19 protein-coding genes are annotated in these 18,704 nt (G+C 66.5%); 6 read left to right on the forward strand and 13 right to left on the reverse strand.

Annotated features, from left to right (window positions below; all coding sequences use genetic code 11):
• The 6 genes from OXS49_RS26935 to OXS49_RS26960 form a co-directional block, all read right to left on the reverse strand.
• On the reverse strand, positions 1-776 hold a 776-nt coding region (locus OXS49_RS26935), incomplete at its 3' end, for a branched-chain amino acid ABC transporter permease (RefSeq protein WP_267427760.1).
• A 105-nt stretch (positions 777-881) separates the two neighbouring features.
• Positions 882-2,057: a substrate-binding protein gene (locus tag OXS49_RS26940; protein WP_244006461.1), complete on the reverse strand. Its 1,176-nt coding sequence runs from the start codon at positions 2,055-2,057 to the stop codon at positions 882-884.
• A gap of 41 nt (positions 2,058-2,098) precedes the next feature.
• Positions 2,099-2,944, reverse strand: a complete 846-nt coding sequence (locus OXS49_RS26945; protein ID WP_244006462.1) for a nitrilase family protein — start codon at positions 2,942-2,944, stop codon at positions 2,099-2,101.
• Between the two features lie 174 nt (positions 2,945-3,118).
• Positions 3,119-3,745 carry an ANTAR domain-containing protein gene (locus OXS49_RS26950; protein WP_267427761.1) on the reverse strand — a complete coding sequence of 209 codons (627 nt, stop codon included), beginning with the start codon at positions 3,743-3,745 and terminating at the stop codon, positions 3,119-3,121.
• Positions 3,742-4,896 (reverse strand): transporter substrate-binding domain-containing protein, encoded by a 1,155-nt coding sequence (locus OXS49_RS26955; RefSeq protein ID WP_267427762.1) that lies wholly within the window; start codon positions 4,894-4,896, stop codon positions 3,742-3,744. The genes OXS49_RS26950 and OXS49_RS26955 overlap by 4 nt, the downstream gene beginning before the upstream one ends.
• Positions 4,897-5,122: 226 nt before the next feature.
• A complete protein-coding gene (locus OXS49_RS26960; RefSeq protein WP_267427763.1) occupies positions 5,123-5,851 on the reverse strand; it encodes an SDR family oxidoreductase in 729 nt (242 codons plus the stop codon).
• A gap of 734 nt (positions 5,852-6,585) precedes the next feature.
• Between OXS49_RS26960 and repA the strand changes: the two genes are divergently transcribed.
• From repA to repC, 3 genes are all read left to right on the forward strand, one after another.
• Positions 6,586-7,746 carry a plasmid partitioning protein RepA gene (gene repA, locus OXS49_RS26965; protein WP_244006467.1) on the forward strand — a complete coding sequence of 387 codons (1,161 nt, stop codon included), beginning with the start codon at positions 6,586-6,588 and terminating at the stop codon, positions 7,744-7,746.
• A complete protein-coding gene (gene repB, locus OXS49_RS26970; RefSeq protein ID WP_267427764.1) occupies positions 7,743-8,786 on the forward strand; it encodes a plasmid partitioning protein RepB in 1,044 nt (347 codons plus the stop codon). The genes repA and repB overlap by 4 nt, the downstream gene beginning before the upstream one ends.
• A 185-nt stretch (positions 8,787-8,971) precedes the next feature.
• Complete coding sequence (gene repC / locus OXS49_RS26975; RefSeq protein WP_267427765.1) at positions 8,972-10,204, forward strand: plasmid replication protein RepC; 1,233 nt, start codon at positions 8,972-8,974, stop codon at positions 10,202-10,204.
• A 716-nt stretch (positions 10,205-10,920) separates the two neighbouring features.
• On the opposite strand, the gene OXS49_RS26980 is transcribed toward repC, so the two are convergent.
• The 4 genes from OXS49_RS26980 to OXS49_RS26995 form a co-directional block, all read right to left on the reverse strand.
• Positions 10,921-11,394 carry a type II toxin-antitoxin system VapC family toxin gene (locus tag OXS49_RS26980; RefSeq protein ID WP_244006470.1) on the reverse strand — a complete coding sequence of 158 codons (474 nt, stop codon included), beginning with the start codon at positions 11,392-11,394 and terminating at the stop codon, positions 10,921-10,923.
• A 4-nt stretch (positions 11,395-11,398) separates the two neighbouring features.
• The gene (locus OXS49_RS26985; RefSeq protein ID WP_267427767.1) at positions 11,399-11,638 is read right to left on the reverse strand and encodes a type II toxin-antitoxin system Phd/YefM family antitoxin; all 240 of its coding nucleotides are present in this window, start codon (positions 11,636-11,638) and stop codon (positions 11,399-11,401) included.
• A gap of 179 nt (positions 11,639-11,817) precedes the next feature.
• Positions 11,818-12,468, reverse strand: coding sequence for an SDR family NAD(P)-dependent oxidoreductase (locus tag OXS49_RS26990; RefSeq protein ID WP_267427768.1), 651 nt, complete (start codon positions 12,466-12,468; stop codon positions 11,818-11,820).
• Positions 12,469-12,679: 211 nt separating this feature from the next.
• Positions 12,680-12,949, reverse strand: coding sequence for a hypothetical protein (locus tag OXS49_RS26995; RefSeq protein WP_244006488.1), 270 nt, complete (start codon positions 12,947-12,949; stop codon positions 12,680-12,682).
• A 724-nt stretch (positions 12,950-13,673) separates the two neighbouring features.
• Here OXS49_RS26995 and OXS49_RS27000 point away from each other — a divergent pair.
• The gene (locus OXS49_RS27000; protein WP_267427769.1) at positions 13,674-14,147 is read left to right on the forward strand and encodes a BA14K family protein; all 474 of its coding nucleotides are present in this window, start codon (positions 13,674-13,676) and stop codon (positions 14,145-14,147) included.
• 648 nt (positions 14,148-14,795) lie between these two features.
• Here OXS49_RS27000 and aqpZ read toward each other — a convergent pair.
• The 3 genes from aqpZ to OXS49_RS27015 all read right to left on the reverse strand — a co-directional run bounded on the left by aqpZ (position 14,796) and on the right by OXS49_RS27015 (position 16,659).
• A complete protein-coding gene (gene aqpZ / locus OXS49_RS27005; protein ID WP_267427770.1) occupies positions 14,796-15,533 on the reverse strand; it encodes an aquaporin Z in 738 nt (245 codons plus the stop codon).
• A gap of 31 nt (positions 15,534-15,564) precedes the next feature.
• The gene (locus OXS49_RS27010; RefSeq protein ID WP_267427771.1) at positions 15,565-15,906 is read right to left on the reverse strand and encodes a hypothetical protein; all 342 of its coding nucleotides are present in this window, start codon (positions 15,904-15,906) and stop codon (positions 15,565-15,567) included.
• Positions 15,907-15,990: 84 nt separating this feature from the next.
• The gene (locus OXS49_RS27015) at positions 15,991-16,659 is read right to left on the reverse strand and encodes a sigma-70 family RNA polymerase sigma factor (RefSeq protein WP_267427772.1); all 669 of its coding nucleotides are present in this window, start codon (positions 16,657-16,659) and stop codon (positions 15,991-15,993) included.
• Between the two features lie 213 nt (positions 16,660-16,872).
• Between OXS49_RS27015 and OXS49_RS27020 the strand changes: the two genes are divergently transcribed.
• On the forward strand, positions 16,873-18,336 hold the full coding sequence (locus tag OXS49_RS27020) for a helix-turn-helix transcriptional regulator (RefSeq protein ID WP_267427773.1): 1,464 nt from the start codon (positions 16,873-16,875) through the stop codon (positions 18,334-18,336).
• A gap of 86 nt (positions 18,337-18,422) precedes the next feature.
• Positions 18,423-18,602, forward strand: coding sequence for a CsbD family protein (locus tag OXS49_RS27025; protein WP_244006481.1), 180 nt, complete (start codon positions 18,423-18,425; stop codon positions 18,600-18,602).
• Positions 18,603-18,704: the final 102 nt, after the last annotated feature.

The following is an 18,704-nucleotide window of genomic DNA, read 5'->3' on the forward strand; positions in this document are numbered from 1 at the left end:
ATGGCGATGCTGCCCAGGATCGGGCTCACGAAGGTGCTGATCAGGACCTGCGCGGCGCCGAACACGAGGCAGGCCGCCGCCAGGGCGAGGTAGGAGGCGTCGGCGACCATCACCAGCATGAAGGCACCGATCAGCCAGGAGACGCCCATGTTGGGATCGACGCTGGTGAGCGGCGTCAGCAGCACGCCGGCGAGCGCGGCCAAGCCGGCGCCGATCATGAAGACCACGAGGCGCACCCGCCCGGTGTCGATGCCGAGGCTGCGCGCCAGCGTCTCGTTCATGATCACCGCCCGGGCCGAGAGGCCGAGCCGGGTCCGCTCGATGGTCAGCGCGAACAGGAGGCCGATCGCCAGCGCGATGCCGAGCGCAACGAGCCGGTAGGCGGAATACTCGACGCCGAGGATTGCGATGGTGCCGGCGAAGAGGTTCGGGGTCATCTGGACGTCCCGGCCGAAGGCCAGGGTGACGAGCTGCCCGACCACGATGCCGAGCCCCCAGGTCGCCAGGATCGCGTCGAGCGGCCGCCGGTAGAGCGGGCGGATGATGAAGTGTTCCGCCAGCCCACCGAGCGCCGCGCCGACCACGAAGGCCAGCGGCAGCGCCGCCCAGGGATTGAGCCCGAGCTTGGCGGTCACCACCGCGCAATAGGCGCCGACCGTCAGCCACGCCCCATGGGCGAAGTTGATGATCTTGAGCACGCCGAAGATCGCCAGGAGGCCGATCGAGACGATGAACAGGATCGCCGCGGTGGTCAGGATGTCGAGGGTCAGCAGCATCGGGGATTCCGGGTGCGCGGGAATAGAAAGGCACGGCACGGGCCGCTGCGCCCCCTCCCCCGCAGAGGGGGGAGGGAGACGCGCGGATCCCTCAGCCCCCGCCCCTCATTGCAGCTTCGGGCACTGCTCCCCGGGATCGACGTCCTTGAAGGTGCCGGCGACCTTCACGGTGCCGTCCTTCTGGATCTGGCCGAGATACATGGTCAGCGGCGCGTGGTGCTGTTTGTTCATCCGGATCGTGCCCCGCGGGCCGGTGACGCTCACCGTCGGCAGCGCCTCCAGCACCTTGGCGGTCTCGGTCCCGCCCGCCTTCTCGACGGCGGCCTTGTACAGGTAGATCGCCTCGTATTCCGGCACCGAGAGGTCGTTCGGAGTGCGCAGCTCCGCGCCGAACTTCTTCTGCATCGCCGCCAGGAAAGTCTTGTTCTCTGGGCTGTCGATCCCGGTGACGTAGGAGGCCGAAAGGTAGACGCCGTCGGCATCGGCGCCCATGCTCTTGGCGGTGCCCTCGTCCAGCGCGAGATTGGCGAAGGGCAGCGCCACGCCCGCGCCGCGCAACTGCTTCGTCAGCGTGACATTCGGCGCGCCGCCGGCCGTCGAGGTGATCAGCGCGTCAGGCTTGGCTTCCTTCAGCTTGGAGATGATCGCCGTCCAGTCGCTGCCGTCCATCGGCAGGTATTCCTCGCCGAGAACCTTGCCGCCGGTCTTCTCGACGTAGCTCTTGGTGAAGCCCAGCATGCCGCGGCCGAAGGCGTAATCGCTGCCGATCAGGAAGTAGGTCTTGGCGCCCTTCGCCTTGAAGGCGTCCACCACCGGCGGGACCTGCTGCTCCGGCACCCAGGCATCGACGAACATGTTCTTGTTGCAGGAATGGCCCTCGTAGAACGAGGTGTAGATGTAGGGTACCTTCCCCTTGGTCACGGCGGGCAGGCCGGCGTTTCGGGCCGCGCTCGTCTCCATGGAGATCAGGACGTCGACCTTCTTCTGGTAGATCAGGCTGTCGAATGCCTTCTGGGCGCCCGCCGCCCCCGAGGCGTCGTCGGCCACCTCCAGGGCGAGCTTGCGGCCGAGCACGCCGCCCTTGGCGTTGATCTCCTCGACCGCGAGTTCGGCCGACTGCACCACCGAGGGCGCCACGACGCTGTTGGCGCCCGACAGGCCGATCGGGATGCCGATGACGATCGGCTTGCTGTCGGCGGCCTGCGCGGCCGTTGCCGCGAGCGCCAGCGTGGTGGCGCCGAGCGCCAGCGTGGTGGCGCCGAGGAGGGACCATTTCACCATGAACGAACTCCTTGTGGGGGGACGGGGCGCGGGTCTGCGGTTCAGCCGTAGATGTCGGTGCGGCGGTCGCGCAGCAGCGAGTTGAACGTGTTGAGGTCCTTGCGGCCGGCCGCGTCGAGGTCGACCAGCGCCGAGAGGGTCTCGGTCTCCGTGCGGCTCGCCGGGCCGGCAAGGGGCCAGCCCTTCGGCCCGATGATCAGGCTCTGGCCCTCGAAGGGCTGTCCGCGCTCCACGCCGACCCGGTCGGCGCAGGCGATGAAGAGGCCGTTCGAATGCGCGGCGGCCCGGTGCAGCGTGTTGGCCATGGCGGCCTCGCCCGCCGGCTGGTCGGGCATCGGCACCCAGTTGGTCGGGATGCAGACGATCTCGGCGCCGCCGAGGGCCAGCTGCCGAAAGGTTTCTGGGAACCAGCCGTCGTAGCAGATCGCGACGCCGACCTTGCCGAACGCCGTGTCGAAGACCGGGAAGCCGAGATCGCCCTTGGCGAAGAACACGTTCTCCTGGTCCCAGAGATGGGCCTTGCGGTAGGTGCCGATGTAGCCCTCCGGCCCGACGATCACGGCGGCGTTGTAGAGGGTGTCGCCCGCCACTTCGGCGATTCCTGCCACGATATAGATGTTGAGTTCGGCCGCGAGCGCCGCCCAGGCGCGGGTGGTCGGACCGTCCGGCACCGGCTCGGCGAGGGATCGCGCCTCGGCCTGGGACTCGAACACGTAGCCGGTGCTGGCGAGTTCCGGCAGGACGATCAGCCGGCTGCCCTCGGCGGCGGCGGCGCGGACGATATCCGTCGCGTGGGCCATGTTGGCCGCGACATCGCCGAATTGCGGCGCGAACTGGATGCAGGAGACCCGGATCGGCGGGCGCGCGGGATCGTTCGCTTGGACCATGGACGCTCCAAAACGCAAAAAGCCCCTGGACGCGGAGAGGATCATCCGCGAACCAGAGGCTTCAAAGCCGTGATGTGGTGCAGCAAAGCTGCTGCGGGGCAACCTTGCCCGGTCCGATTAGGATACGCGTTACATTCCGGACCGCAAGACCATAAAAGCAGCAGGCTGCTGCGATCAGGTCTTGTCCGCCAACGCGATGCGCAGTCCCAGAACGCTCATGGCCTCGTGGGCCGCCACCACACTCTCGGAGACGCTCGCCATCGGCACGCGGGCGGCGGTGGCCCGGTCCCGGAGCATCTTGTAGGCGGCGTCCTCGTCGATCCGGTTCAGGTCAACCAGCAGCCGGACCGCCTTCTCGACGGTACGGCGGCCTTTCATGGTGTCCTCCAGCCGGTTTATCTTGCTGATCAGCCGTCCCTCGTAGCCGCGCCGGTAGCGCGCCAGGGCGAACTGGGTCAGCACGCCGCGGGGATGGAGCGGCTTGTTGAGCACGCCGTGGGCGTTCACGTCGGCGATCGCCTTCAGGGAGGTCGGGCTCTCGTAGGCCACGATGGCGATGACGGCCGGCTCCGCCTCCTCGATCGACGGCAGGAGGTGCATCACCTGCGCGTCGTCGAGCTGGATAAACAGGGTGTCGATCTCCGGCGGCAGCGCGGCAGGCGGCGGCCAGACCAAAGAGACCGCGCAGCCGAGGCGGCGCAACTGCTCGAGCAGGGCGGCGCCCTCCTCGTCGCGGGGGTGGATGACGAGGGCGCGCGCCCGCCGCAGGTCGTCCAGGATCTTGCGCGCGGGGGCGCTCACGCGGCGATCCCCTCGTCCAGCCAGTTCGTCTCGAAGCGCGACCACGCGAGGTAGGGATCGGGCCGCACCGGCCGGCGGCCCCGCCAGACCACGTCGAACTGCCCGTCCGCCCGCGCGACCCCGATGCCGGGGGTGAGCCAGATGTGCCGGGTCTCGCCGTCGAAGGCCAGCTCGCCCTCCGGCGCCGCGAACCGCTGGCGCAGGGCCGCCGCACCGAGCCGCGCGGCATCGAGTGTGCCGGCTTCCGCCAGCGCCCGGGCGAAGAGATGCACCTGCGCGTAGGCGGTCTCCGACCACATGCTGGTGGGGCGCTCAGGCCCGAACCGGGCCGCGAAGGCCCCGACAAAGCGCTCGTTCTCGTCGCCCGGCAAGGCGGCGAAATACGGCGCGGCGAGGACGTGGCCGGTGCAGCGCTCGGGGCCGATCGCGTGGATTTGCCCCTCGGCCAGGGTCAGGCTCGCGATCGGGCAGCGCATCCGGTCGATCCCCGCATCCGCGTAGGCGCGGTACAGCCGCTCTGCCCCGCGCCCGACCACGGTCGAGAACACCGCGTCCGGGCCGACCCGCCGGATCTCGGCGACCATCGCCCCGTGGGCGGCCTCGTCGGCGTCGAGCGGCGCATAAAGCTCGCCCACGATGGTGCCGCCCTTGGCCTCGATCAAGTCGCGCATGACCCGGTTCGACTCGCGGGGATAGATGTAGTCCGAGCCGATCATGAAGATCCGCGAGCCATGTTGCTGTAACAGATAGTCGGACAGCGCGAAGATGTTCTGGTTCAGGGTCGCTCCGGTGTAAATGATATTCTCCGAATACTCGAAACCCTCGTAGATCGACGGGTACCAGAGCAGGCCGTTGTGCCGCTCGACGGTGGACATGACCGATTTGCGGCTCGCCGAGAGCGAGCATCCGAACACCACCTCGGCCCCATCCTCTGCCAGCATGCGCCGGGCCAGGGCACGATAGGCGTCGGTGTCGCCGGCGGGATCGTAGCAGATCGGCTCGATCGGGCGTCCGAGCACGCCGCCGGCGGTGTTGATCTCCTCGATGGCGAGCGCGGTGCCGAGAAAATGCTCGGTCTCGGTGATGCCGCTGACCCCGCTTCGCGAAAACAGGACGCCGACGCGCCACGTCGCTTCGTCCCTGGCCGCCATGGCATCCTGACCCTTGCTGAATGTCCGCTCACCGGAGGGTGCTGCGATTGGCCGTCCTATCTCACGGGCGTGGCACTGGGAAAGCAAGGGGCGCAGGGGCGGGCGCGTTCCGGGGCCGAAGGGGACGGATCGACCTCGCGCCGCCATCCCTCGACTGCGGCGTACCGGCTTCGACGCGAAAGACCCGGAGGGCCGACCGATCCGGCACAGTTTCAACGCGAAGGCATCAGATCGTCCAGCCCCCATCGATCGCAAGGGCTTGGCCGGTGGTGTAGGTCGCTCCGGCCAGATAGACCGCGAGGTCGGCGATCTCCTCCGGCGTGCCCAGCCGCCCGATCGGCTGTCGGGCGATGAACGCGGCCCGGGTCTGCTCATAATCGCCCTGCGCCCGAATCCGCTCCTGCAGTGATGGGCTCTCGACGGTGCCGGGGCAGATCGCGTTGCAGCGGATGTTGTGGGCGACGTAATCGGCCGCCACCGCCTTGGTCAGCCCGATCACCGCCGCCTTGGTGACCCCGTAGGCGAAGCGGTTCGGAACACCTTTCACCGAGGACGCCACCGAGGCCATGTTGAGGATGGCACCGTCGCGTCGTTCGATCATGCCGGGCAGCACGGCGCGGATCGTGCGGATCATCGCCTTGACGTTGAGGTCGAAGGCGACGTCGAGATCCGTATCGGGCATCTCCAGGATAGTTCCGCCATGGACCACGCCGGCGCAATTGAACAGCACGTCGATCCGACCAATCCGCTCGACCCGGCTCGCGACGGCGGCCGCGTCGCGCACGTCGAGGATCGCAGTGCTGAGGCCGTCGGCGCGCAGCTCGGCAAGGGCGTACGCGCTGATGTCGGTGGCGTGGACCTGAGCGCCGGCGGCCGCGAAGGCGAGCGCACTCGCCCGTCCGATCCCCTGCCCAGCCGCCGTGATCAGGACCGTCTTGCCCGAAAGATCTGCCATAGTGCGCTCCCTGAAGGCTCCGTGTCCCTATGGGAGAGGATCGACGCAGAGCCTGTTTTACACCGCTTTCCAAGCGCTGACCTGATCCGGTTCTGCGCGCGTTCGCAAGTTCCGAAAAAGCTCTCCTTCGCGGTTGCAGCTCCGCTGCGACACCTTCGGGCGTGGTTTCGATCTCCGTCGCACTGTGCCGCGTATAACTGCAATCGCGTCGTCAACCCGGGGCACTATCGCGGACGAGGCGTCCCTTCGTAAGCGTCCATCACGCGTCTGGTGTCGGGGTTTCTGGCAAGCGCCGGTACGGGATCCCGAAACGCCGCCTGCCGCGCGGCAGGTCGATCGCGAAGTCGGTGCGGTGCACGCGTCGTTGCCGTCGCGCACCGCACGGTGCAGCTGCGTGGAACGGCATCGTCGCGCGTTTCGGCGGTCGGGACGTCTTTATTGGGCGCTGGGACGGGCTTCTCGGCGGTAAAACCTTGCTCTGACAGGTCGGAAAGCCACCGAACGACCGGGCGGGCTAAACACCATCAAACCGATTCGCCCACAACCCAATCTCCGGTCGGGCTTGCCGAGTCACCATTTGGGACTCGACTCACGCTTGCGAATCGTGACTGTCTGCAGTCAGTTGCAGTTTGTCCGCTATTTTGGCGCTTTTTCTGCAAGCGAGGCCTGAGAGGATGAACCAGTATACGGGGGCTCACACGGTTGCGCCCCCTCCCCCCGTATCGCCAGCCGCGATGATCGGTGATCACGCCGCGGTGCTGCGCGAACAGCTCCAGGCCATCTCCTCCGGGCTTTTTCCGCCCAGTTCCGCGAAGTCGCTGCGCCGTTTCACCTCCACCGAGGTGGCCCGCATCGTCGGTGTGACCGTGTCGCGGATTCAGCAACTCGCATCCGAGGGGCATGGTCCGCAACCCGATGTGTCATCGACCGGACGGCGGTCCTACAGTCTCGCCGATATCCATGGGCTTCGCGCTTATCTCGACGAGAAAACACGTGGCGGTCGTCGTTATCAGCCCATGCGAGGCGAGAACGAGCACCTCCAGGTCATCGCCATCGCGAACTTCAAGGGCGGCTCCGGCAAGACGACCACAACGACGCATCTTGCCCAACATCTGGTCTTAAAGGGTTACCGGGTCCTTGCGCTCGACCTCGATCCACAGGCCAGCATGTCGGCTCTGCTGGGCGTCCAGCCGGAACTGGAGGTCGGCGAGAACGAGACGCTCTACGGCGCAATCCGCTACGACGCGGAACGGCGTCCTCTCGAAGCGATCATTCGCCGAACCTACTTTACAGGCCTCGACCTCGTGCCAGCCAACCTCGAACTCATGGAGTTCGAGCACGAGACGCCGCGCGCCCTCAGCGAGCGCCGTCCCGGCGAACCGCTGTTCTTCGACCGCATCGCGCAAGCGCTGGAATCGGTCCAGAGCCAGTACGACGTGGTCGTCATCGATTGCCCGCCGCAGCTGGGGTACCTTACGCTATCGGCTCTCTGTGCGGCGTCGGCGCTTCTGGTGACCGTGCATCCGCAGATGCTCGACGTCGCTTCGATGAGCCAGTTCCTGGCCATGACGGAGGATCTGCTTGGCGTCGTCACCGAGCATGGCGGGCGGCTTCAATACGACTGGCTGCGCTACCTGATCACGCGCTACGAACAGCACGACGCCCCGCAGACCCGCATCGTCGGAATGCTGCGCACGCTGTTCGAGGACGCGGTGCTGACCGCGCCGATGCTGAAATCCTCGGCGGTGTCCGACGCGGGGCTGTCGAAGCAGACTCTCTACGAGATCGGCCGAGAGGGGATCACGCGCTCGACCTACGACCGGGCGCTCGAGGCTTTGGATGCGGTCAATAGCGAGATCGAGGGGCTGATCCGACTGGCGTGGGGCCGTTCATGAGCCGCCGATCGAACCTCGACGCGCTCTTCGGCTCCCGGGCGACCCCTAAGCCGGCGTCAAGCCCGGAGCAGTTTGCAGATGCAAACCCGGGCGAGTCCAACGATGAGTTTGCACTTGCAAACCCCCCTCCCCCATCTCAGGCACCGGAGCGTCGTCGGAGTGGCGCCATCGGCGCGATGAGCAACACCCTGCGTGGGCTGGCCGCGAAAGCGGATGCCGCCGCCGCTCTGGAGCAGGGTTCGGCCGTCATCGACCTCGACCCCAAGCTCATCGATGCCTCGTTCATTGCCGACCGGGTGGACGATGCGAACGATGCCAGCCTCGGCGCGCTCGTGGAGAGTATCCGGGAAAGTGGCCAGCAGGTGCCGGTGCTGGTCCGCCCTCACCCCACCGCCGTTGGCCGCTATCAGATCGCATTCGGCCGACGGCGGACACGCGCGGCCCAGCTCCTCGAGAGACCGGTGCGCGCGGTGGTGCGGCCGCTTACCGATGCTGAGCTCGTCATTGCCCAAGGCAAGGAGAACCTCGAGCGGCGCGACCTCAGCTACATCGAGCGTGCGTTTTTCGCCCTGCGTCTGGAGGCACACGGATTTCCCCGCGAGACGATCACCGCGGCCATGGGGGTGGGGAAGGGCGATCTCTCGACCTTGATCTCGGTGGCCCGAAGCGTTCCGGAGGACATCCTCAAGGCGATCGGTCCTGCTCCCGCGGCGGGCCGCCCGCGCTGGATGCTCTTGGCCGAGCGCGTGAAGGATGCGAGCCGCCCTGCCCTGACTGAGATCCTGGGTGATCCCGCGTTCCAAGCCAAGAACACGGACGAACGGTTTGCAGCGATCTTCGCTGCCGTTGCGCCGAAACAGGAGCGCAGGCCGAAGGCCGAGATCTGGAAGGACGAACACGGTCGAAAGCTGGCCCGGGTCGAGCGTTCAGCCGACCGCGTTGCGCTCGCCTTCGACGAAAAGATTGAGCCTGGGTTGGCGGACTATGTCCTCGACCGGCTTCCCGAGATCCTTGCGGCCTATCGGCAGAGCAAGGGCTAACCCGACCCGCCACACGAACGAAAGGAGACGAGAACACCGCAAAAAGAAAGGGCCCCCCGAACCGCGTCCGGAAGACCCTCTCTCGTCCTAAGCAAGCGTAGAGAATCACATCTCCCGGCACATCGTCAAGCACTTTGACGTCGATTCGGCGAACGTCCGAACTTTGCCCGGTGCTCGGCCACACCATGAGCCTGCACATCACGACGCCCTTCGGGCGGCGATCGCTGACGGCTGCGCAATTCCACGCGCAGGCGCAGGCGGCCGGCTGTCCAAACGAGACCACCGTGAACAAGTGGTCCGTTTTCCGCGATCTTGCCGCCGCACGCTCGGCCCTGGGACTCTCCGACCGCGCCCTCGCGGTCTTGGATGCCCTGTTGACCTTCCATCCCGAAACGACGTTGAGCCCCGGGGAGGGGTGCGAGCTCGTCGTGTTTCCGTCGAACACGGCCCTGGCGTTGAGAGCGCACGGCATGGCGGAAGCAAGCCTTCGTCGGCACCTCGCGGCTTTGGTGGAAGCCGGCATCGTGATCCGGCGCGACAGCCCGAATGGGAAGCGCTACGTCCGACGCGGCCAGACCGGAGCTGTCACCCAGGCCTTCGGGTTCGACTTGTCGCCGTTGGTTGCCCGCGCCTGTGAATTCGCAGTCCTCGCCGAAGCAATCCGAGAGGCTGCACGAACACTTCGCGTCGCCCGTGAGCAGGTGACCCTCTTGCGTCGCGACTGCGCGAAGCTGATCCTGGCTCTGGAAGAGGTAGAAGGCGGCACAACATCGGCCGGGCCGCTCCGCAGCCGTTACCGCGCCATTCTCGACAGCCTGCCGAGATCCCCGTCCAGCGATGCCTTATCGGCTGCAGCAGCGGGCCTGGCTGACTTGCGGGCCGATCTGAGCAAGTTGTTGTCGGCACATTGGGAAACAGCAGAATCAAGCGGCAATGCCGCGCAGAATGATCGCCACAATCAGAGTTCAAATCCCGAGTCTCCTGATTATGAAAAAGCTACCGGGGAAGAGGAGAAGAAGGCCGTAGCGGCGGGTCCGATCATCGACCGCCCGGCGGTCGATGCCGCGAGGGTTCGAGCGACCTACCCACTTGGGTTTGTGCTCGACGCCTGCCCGGATATTCAAGCCTACGCACGCGGTGAGATCCGAACCTGGAACGAACTCATTTCGGTCGCGGACCTTGCCCGGGCAGCCATGGGCATCAGTCCCCATGCGTGGCGGGAAGCACGGACTGAAATGGGCGAGGACGTTGCAGCCATCACCGTAGCGGCGATCCTGCAGAGGGTTGAGCGGATCAGCAGTCCGGGGGGCTATCTCCGCTCACTCGTGGAGCGCAAGAAAGCGGGTCGATACAGCCTCGGCCCGGTGCTGCAGGCCCTGAACCGGGCGAAGCTTGGCTCGCTCGCGGTGCGGCAATGAGATGGTCGCGCGCAGAATCAGGATTCGGACCTGCGCTTACCTGTCGTTTCGTGCGATCGCCGGAGGCGAGGGTGAGAGGCATGGATCTCATCGCTCCACGGATAGAGAGCAGGAATCCCGCGGATCCGTGTCGACCATGACGATCCTGGGGCTGGCCTGCGCGTATCTAATGGCACGGGGAGGGGGCTCTGGTGGGTGACTGGCCGCAACCTTCGCGGACCGGCGTCATGCCCGCACGATCGAGCGCCGCCGAGACGGGGACGCAAGCCAAGTCCATCCCCATACGTGCCGATGCGGCGCAAAAGCGGGGAGGGCGGTCGGCGCAACTGCGAACTGCGGCCAACCTGATGCTGATACCCGTGGAGGAGCGGCAGGTTTTTCGCTCCGATCCGGTCAATTCGATGTGGAGACGGATGCAGGCGCGGAGGCAACGGCGATGCGAACCAAATAAACGACTGCCGTCCTGCGGTAAGAGGGGCGGGATAGTCACTTCAGATGCACCATCAGGCGCGCATGACTGTCGCCGGATAACGTTCAGGATCAGGGTGCTGATAGGCAGAACGATGCCGGCGGACGATTACGCCTTCACCGGAGCCGTCCATCTTGGAGCGTCGATCGAATCCTGCGGGATCCGGGCGGCGAGCCCCTCCGGCGGAACGACCATCAGCGGCAGCTGATGCGCGTCTTGTCGAAATCGATTGCTGCGCGACCGCCGATCATGGCTGGCGCGTTGGAGAACTCGCGGAGCGCACGTCCGGCGGCACGGTGTCGAAGGGATCATGCGCAGCGACGCCGAGCGGCGTGAAGTGCCGGACATTCCGGGTGAGGACCGTCCAACCATGACACTGAGCCGTGGCGGCGATCGCAAGATCGGCAAAGCCCGGCGCGTGCCCGTGTCCGCGCGCCACGTCGGACAGCCTCCCGATATGCCGAGCGACTGGAATGTCGACGGGCAGAACCTTAGCCGCATACAGATGCAGGACGACCTCAAGCCACTCTGAGAGCCGCTCCGCCTTCCGCGCAGCACCATCCCTGCGACTTTTCGCGATGCCATCCTCGATCTCCGCGATGGTCACCACGGACAGGTGGAGGTCGGCGCTGTTGCGGTCCATCCAGTCGATCAGTTCGACAGCAGGAACGGCCTTGGTCGGCGCGCCGGCCGACAGGACGTTGGTATCGACCAGATACACGGCGTCAGAACTCGGCGCTTCTCAACCTACCGGAAGCGGAGGGGAGGTCGTCGTCCGTGATGGGCGCCGCCATGAGGAGCCTGCCGAAGGACGGGACCTGCGACAGCCGCTGCCACTCCGCGAAGCTCAGCAGCACGGCCTCGGGCCGGCCATGGCGCGTGATGATCGACGGTTCGCCCTGCTTGGCCTGATCGATCACCGCCGAGAGCGTAGCCTTGGCGTCGCGAAGCTGGATTTCCTGCATGAGACGGCTCCATGACCACTATGGTCATATTAGGCGTACAGCCGCGCCCCTGCAAGGTCGGCCTCAGCCGTCCGGATGCCTTGGCAAACGCCTCCCACGGGCACTACGCGGCCCGGCACTCGCCCTGGGGTTTGTGATGCCGCCCTGGCCGATAACGGGATCGCCGCGACCGACCGGCCTCAGAAGGGGAGGGCCCGCTCGATCAGAACGACGGCCTTGCCGATTTGGCGCGCATCCTCGACGTGTTCGACGATAAAAAGCGCGACGTCGGCCCGCGCAATCAGCCCGTTTCGCCACGACGCAGGGTCTTCGAGGACACGGTACCGCCCGGTCGCCTGTCCGCCTGTCAGCACCCCGGGTCGGACCAGGGTCCAGTCCAGTGTGCTGCGGCGGATGCGCATCTCCTGGGCGTCCTTGTCGTCGTAGGCGCGTCCGAAGACCAGCCGGAAGGGCAGGCGCTGCAACGGGCTGATCGCGTCGCGGCTGTCGCCAGCGCCGAAACCGGTGACCGCGAGCAGTCGCCGGACACCGGCCTTCTCCATGGCGGGCACGAGGATGCCGGTCGCATCCGAGAACAGCCGGACCGACCCGAGCAAGTCCCGCGCGGGGACGCCGAGCGCCTGGACCACCACGTCGACGCCATCGAGTGCCACCTCGACGTCGTGCCGGTTCAAGGCGTCCCCGGAAAAGCGCTCCAGGTTCGGGGCCGATTGCTCCATCCTGTTCGCGGAGCGGGCAAAGGCCCGGACGCGATGCCCTGCGCTCAGGGCCGCCTTCACGGTCTCCAAGCCTATGCCCTGGCTGGCACCGATGACGAGGATGTGGGCCATGCGAACCGTGGGGCGCGATGCTGAAGGGAGACCGGTAGATCGGGCGCCTTGAGCCGCCCGCCATGTGGCCGTTTGCCCGAAGGCCGGGCCGCGCGTGGCCGGCCGACGCGCCGCTGAGTCCCCTGATCACGACATCCCTGACCCCAGCACCCGGGACGCCGTCCCTCGGTGGCGGAGGTGGCGGAGGCATCCGCGCGGCGCCACCGTTGCGTCAGTAGCTGACGTAACCGCCGGCGCCCCGGCCGGGGCGGACTGCACTGCCCGTGTTGACGGGGGGGGCGACCTGCCGACGCTCGGCCTGACGTTTGGCGAGGGCACGACCGGCGGCGCACCCACCCACGGCGCCGAGCACGCCATGCCCGGCATAGTGTCCGGCGATGCCGCCGACGATGGCACCCTTGATGCAACCCTTCGCCTCGGCAGCCTGACCGGCGGCCAGAAGGGCACTCGCCGCAACAGCGGCCATGGCGACACGCTTCATCATTGTGATCATTCCTCGGCGGCATCATCGCCGCGACTGCGATGTAAGTGCTCACGTTCCGTTATGAAGAGGGGTCTGGGCATATTTTTATGACTTCACATGCTTTCGATTGGTGTAGGCTGTCATTCGGAAGGACATCGACCGGCTGCCGTCTTCCTTTCCGAAATGAATGTTGCTTGAACGACGGCGCGGAGGTGCCGGGCCCGACGCTGCCGGAACCGGACGCACTTGCAATGCAGTTCATCCGGCCGTTTGCGGGGCTCAACGCGTGTCGGAGCCGGTAAACACCGTCGCGCCGGGGGGATAGCATGGGCCGGCCTGATCGACCGGCGTACGAGGCTGAGGGTGCCTCGCGTGTGCGGCAGACTGCGATGCGGCGGCGCTATTCCCCACATCGGACCAACCCGGGTCCGTACGAAGGGGGAGCGTACTGGGACAGTCCTGGCTGGCAGTTCAGCCATACCGGTAAGGCTGAATCGTCGGCGGCCGTAAAGGCCCTGTGTTGAGAACGACCGAGTCCATGTCTTTGTGCAGATTGATGGGGTATTGAAGCCGGATGGAACGGCCGGGATAGTACGGGACGCCAGAGCTCTATCCGATCTAGACACACATTGGAAACCAAAACGTATCGCCGACCCAGGAACGGTGACGGCTCTCTATTGTTCGTAGCGTTCATGTGGCTGCCGACACAGGCATCTGCGCCCAAACGATGGAGAGCCATTCGATGAGGATAAAGATCGGCGTCGCCGCGCTGGCCGTTCTGGCCAGCCTCGCTGCTCCCGCTGCCCAGGCAGCCGAGACAGCCCATGCCGGCAAGGCCATGGATGCGCTGAAGGCCGGCACCCTTCCGGTGTCCTACTCCCAGTTCCGCCCCGGCTACGGCGGCTGGCACCGCGGCGGCTGGCACCGCGGCGGATTTGGTGGATGGCGCGGTGGCTATGGCTACCGCCGAGGCCCGGGTGTCGGCGCCGCGGTCGGCGCAGGCCTTCTCGGCTTTGCGGCCGGCACCGTGATCGGTTCGGCGGCGGCGAATAGCGCAGCGCGGCCCGTGGCGGTCTACGAGACTCCCGCGCCGGTCGTCTACGCCCGTCCGGTGGTTGTGCGCGGTTCGGCCTACTGCGCGTCGCGCTATGCCTCCTACGACCCGGCCTCAGGCACCTATCTCGGCTATGACGGCTTCCGTCATCCCTGCCCATAACAGGCGAAGGACCGTCTGAACGCCGGCCCCGGTCGCTCACAAGCGGCCGGGGCTTTCGTCATGTCGTCGTGAGACTCGAGCCGGTATGGCCGCGCCTCCTCAGAGCAAGGATCGGCCGCCGGCCTGCGTCGGGGAGGGGCAGCGGCCTCGGCGAAGGCGCGCCGTCGTTCCTGCTGGTTCATGATGGCGGCGTATGCCTGCAGACGCGCAGACAGCTCATCCGTGGACGCGGATGTGCCCACGGCGCGCGACGCTTCGAGGTCGTGACCCAGCATCGTGAGCTTCATCAACACGGATGGACCGTACAGCGCGAGGATTCTCGGCCTGCGGTGTGCCGTGGAGATCGAAGGTCATCGTGGGCGCCATCCCTCCCATCATTCCGGACTGAGCCGTGGATGACAGAGAGGGGAGGGGGCCCGTTTCGATCTCGTCCGCGCCAAGGCCGGCCCTGCCTGTTCCAGGACCCGTTTCCAACACGCGCTGGCCTGAAAGGCGCCGGCTTTCATCATCGCCGGCATCCGTATCTGGCACGAATCGGGGCCGTCCGCGGCTTGGATCGGGCACCAGTCCGGAAGCGGACCAACGACGGGCCGGGCGCATCCGAAATCATGCCTGCGCCCGGCCTTCCTACTATCTCGAACTCTGCTCTCAGGCGGCGCGCCGCTCGACCACGACGGTGTCGACGATCTTGGTGTCCTCGTAGAGCCACCTGGCCAGGGCACCCGCGATCATGGCCCCCGCAATAGGCGCGAGCCAGAACAGCCAGAGCTGCGCCACGTACTCACTGCCGGCGAACAGCGCGACGCCGGTCGAGCGGGCGGGGTTCACTGAGGTATTGGTCACCGGGATCGAGACGAGGTGGATCAGCACGAGAGCAAAGCCGATCGGGATGCCGGCAAAGCCGCTCGCCGCACCCTTCGAGGTCGAGCCAATGATGATCATCAGGAAGAAGAAGGTCATCAGCACCTCCGTTACGAGGCAGGCCGCGAGCCCGTACTTGCCGGGGCTGAGGTCGCCGTAGCCGTTCGAGGCGAAGCCCTTGGGGACCCAGCCCGCCTTGCCCGAAGCGATCAGATACAGTGCGCCCGCCGCAACGACGGCACCGATGAGTTGGGCGAGGATGTAGGGCACCACGTGCTTGTTGGCGCAGCGGCCCGAAGCCCAGAGGCCCAGGGTGACGGCAGGATTGAAGTGCCCGCCGGAGATGTGACCGACCGCATAGGCCATGCTGAGCACCGTCAACCCGAAGGCCAGGGCGACGCCGGCGAACCCGATGCCGAGTTCCGGGAAGGCGGCCGAGAGCACCGCAGCGCCGCAGCCGCCGAAGGTGAGCCAGAAGGTGCCGAAGAACTCGGCGGCGGTACGGCGTTTCAGGTCATGGCCCATGGTCGTTCTCCTTTGGAAGCGTCTCTGAGGTTCAGGTCATCTTTGACTTTTGTGATGGTCCTCGGGACCGGCGCCGGTACGGATGCGGCGAGGGACCCGTTCCCACGGCCGCCGACTCCGTGTCGGTCGGGTCCAAGCCGAGGTCGACGGAATCGGGGACGGCCCGGCATTGATCCGTGCCGGTATCGATCACGGAATCGCGCTTGCGGCCGTCCTTGCGCGACAGCTGCGGCGTCCCGGGCGCTTGAGCAACGGACCTCGCCTTCAGGTTGTCGTTCCGGGTGCCCGCTATCCCCGTGACCGCCTCGGGCGACTGCGCCAGGGCCGGAGAGGCCGCGAGCAGGATGCCTGCGAGACGGTAACGACTTCTCATGGATGCGCCTCCGTTTCGTGGTGTGTGGGGATCGTCCGTCTCGTCTGGTGATGCGCGTGCCGGCGTTGCGTCCGGCTGCGTCGCTCAGGCTTCTCCGAGCTCGACGGCGAGCCTGTTCCGCGCGCGACTGACCCGGCTCTTCACCGTTCCGGCCGGGCAGCCGATTCGCTCGGCGGCGGCCTCGTAGGAGAGGTCCTCGATCGCGACGAGGAGAAGCGCCTCGCGCTGGGCGGGCTCCAGGCGGTCGAGCGCCTCTTGGACATCCCGCACGTCGAGACGGTGCTCCTGATCGGCCAGGCTCGACAGACCGGCCGCGTACGTGCCCTCCGGGTCCGGCACTTCGCGGCGATGCTTCATCCGGCTGTTGAGATGGCCGTTGCGCAGGATCGTGAAGAGCCACGCTTTCAGACGGGTTCCGGGGCTGAAGCTGGCGCGGTGCTCCCAGGCCTTGAGCAATGTGTACTGGACGAGGTCGTCGCTCTCGGTGGCGTTGCGGCTCAGCGACAGCGCGTAGCGACGCAGGTCGGGCAAGACGGCGATCAGGTCGGCCGCGAAGCTGTTTCCCGATCGCGCTTCGGCCGCATCCAGCGCCTCGGACAGGCGCAGCAGTGCCTCGGACAGAGGCGATCCGTCATCGAGGGATTCAACTTCTGGGTAATAATCCCGTAGTTCTCGTCCGAGCCTGCCGCTCGCGATCGAGATCACCGTTCCGTGAGCGGCGGGCACGCGGAATTCTTCGGCAACATGGGTCACGCGATTGAACTCACCATCGCTTGGATGTCGGCGCCCAGGACCGTTTGCCGGTCACATGGGCTTCGTCGAGCATCAATCTTTGGTCGCCGGTCCCGAGTTCAATGATACGCGTATACCAGGATCTTAACATAAATTTTGGAACCAGCTTGCGCGCAATCTGTTCTTGCGTCGCTGCCGATCGGGCAGAGGCGATAGAAAAGGACGATGCGGGTCGTGACGGCGGGCGTCGACAGGCACGAACTCCGGCAGATCATCGCCGGCCTCAGCGAAGGCGTGATCCTGGTCGAACCCGACCAGACGATCGCCTACGCCAACGATGCCGCGCTCGCGATGCATGGCGCCGGCAGCCTGGACGAACTCGGACCGACGGTCGACGCGTACCGTGAGCGATTCCGCCTGCGCTACCGCAACCACGTCACCCCGAACCAGTACCCGATCGAGCGGGTCGTGGCGGGCGAGCGGTTCCACGACGTCGTCGTCGAGGTCCGGCGCGCCGACCGGCCCGAACAGGATTTCGTCCATTCCCTGCGCAGCCTCGTGGCCACGGACCGCGAGGGCAAACCGAGCTGTCTCGCACTGATCCTGAAGGACGTCACCGATCAGTTCGAGGCCGAGGAGCGGTTCGAGACGACCTTCAATGCTAATCCGGCCCCAGCGGTCATCACGCGCCTGTCGGATCTGCGCCACGTCAAGGTGAATACCGGCTTCCTTGAGATGACCGGCTTCACCCGCGATGCCGTGATCGGCCGGACCGCCTACGAGGTGGACGTACTGGCGGAGGCACGTAACCGCGACCTCGCCATTACGCGCCTGAAGGAAGGCGCCACCATCCCGCAGATGGAAGCCTGCCTGCGCTTGCCAGACGGGGGCAGCCGCTTCGTGATCGTGGCGGGCCAGCCGATCGAGATGGGGGACGAGCCCTGCATGCTCTTCACATTCGCCGACCTCGAATTGCGGCGGAAGGCGGAGATCGCGCTGCGCCAGAGCGAGGCGCGCTTCGCAAAGGCGTTCCGCCTCACACCCGTCCCCACCGTGCTGGCGCGGGCCGACGGGTTCCGGGTCACGGGGGTCAACGAAGCCTTCACCCGCGTGTTCGGCCTGGGTCAGGACGACATCGTCGGTCGCAGCCTGGACGAGGCTGGGCTGTGGCTGAGTGACCGGCAACGGACCGACTTCGAGGCGGCCCTGGAGCGGACGGGCTATCTCCTCGGTGCGGAGGTCTGCCTCCGCCACGGGAGCGGGGCGAGCCTCGATTGCCTCGTCTCGGCGGAGCGCATCGAGATCGACCACGACGCGTTCGCGCTGCTGGTGATGCAGGACATCACCGACCGCAAGCACACCGAGCGCGAGCTGTTCGACGCGATCGAAACGGTGATGGCCGACACCTCCTGGTTCAGCCGTGGGCTGATCGAGAAGCTCGCCAACCTGCGCAGGCCGAACATAGGGACCTCCGACGCGGCCACCATCAACCTGACGGCCCGTGAGCGGCAGATCTTGAACCTGATCTGCGCTGGTTTCGATGACGCGGCCATCGCGCGCAAGCTCGACCTGTCGCGCAACACGGTGCGCAATCACGGCGCTGCGCTCTATCGCAAGATCGGCGTCCACAAACGCAGTGAGGCCGTCGTTTGGGGGCGTGAAAATGGATTTCCCTCGCATGTATCGGGAACAAAATAACTACTTACTAGTATAGAATGACCATTGAAGATAGAGGCAAGCTGATCATCTCAGCTTCGGTGCAGGGTTTTCTCGAACGATACGGAATGACCGTGGCCGAAGACAAGAATTCCACTTCCGCCGAACACCTCAAGGGTTCGGTCAAGGAAGCCCTCGGCAAGCTCACCGGCGATCCCCGGGTCGAGGCCGAGGGCCGGCGTCAGAAGAAGGACGCCGACACCCCCAAGGCCGGTCGATCCAAGCCCACCGGGCCGGAGCGCGGCTGACATTCCCGCGGGATGGTCCGATCGGGCCATCCTTTCGAGACACCAAGAGACAGGAGAACGACATGGTCGACACGGACCGGATCACGGGCGCCGCGAAGGAAC

This window comes from Methylobacterium sp. GC_Met_2 (assembly GCF_026540795.1).
GTDB lineage: Bacteria > Pseudomonadota > Alphaproteobacteria > Rhizobiales > Beijerinckiaceae > Methylobacterium.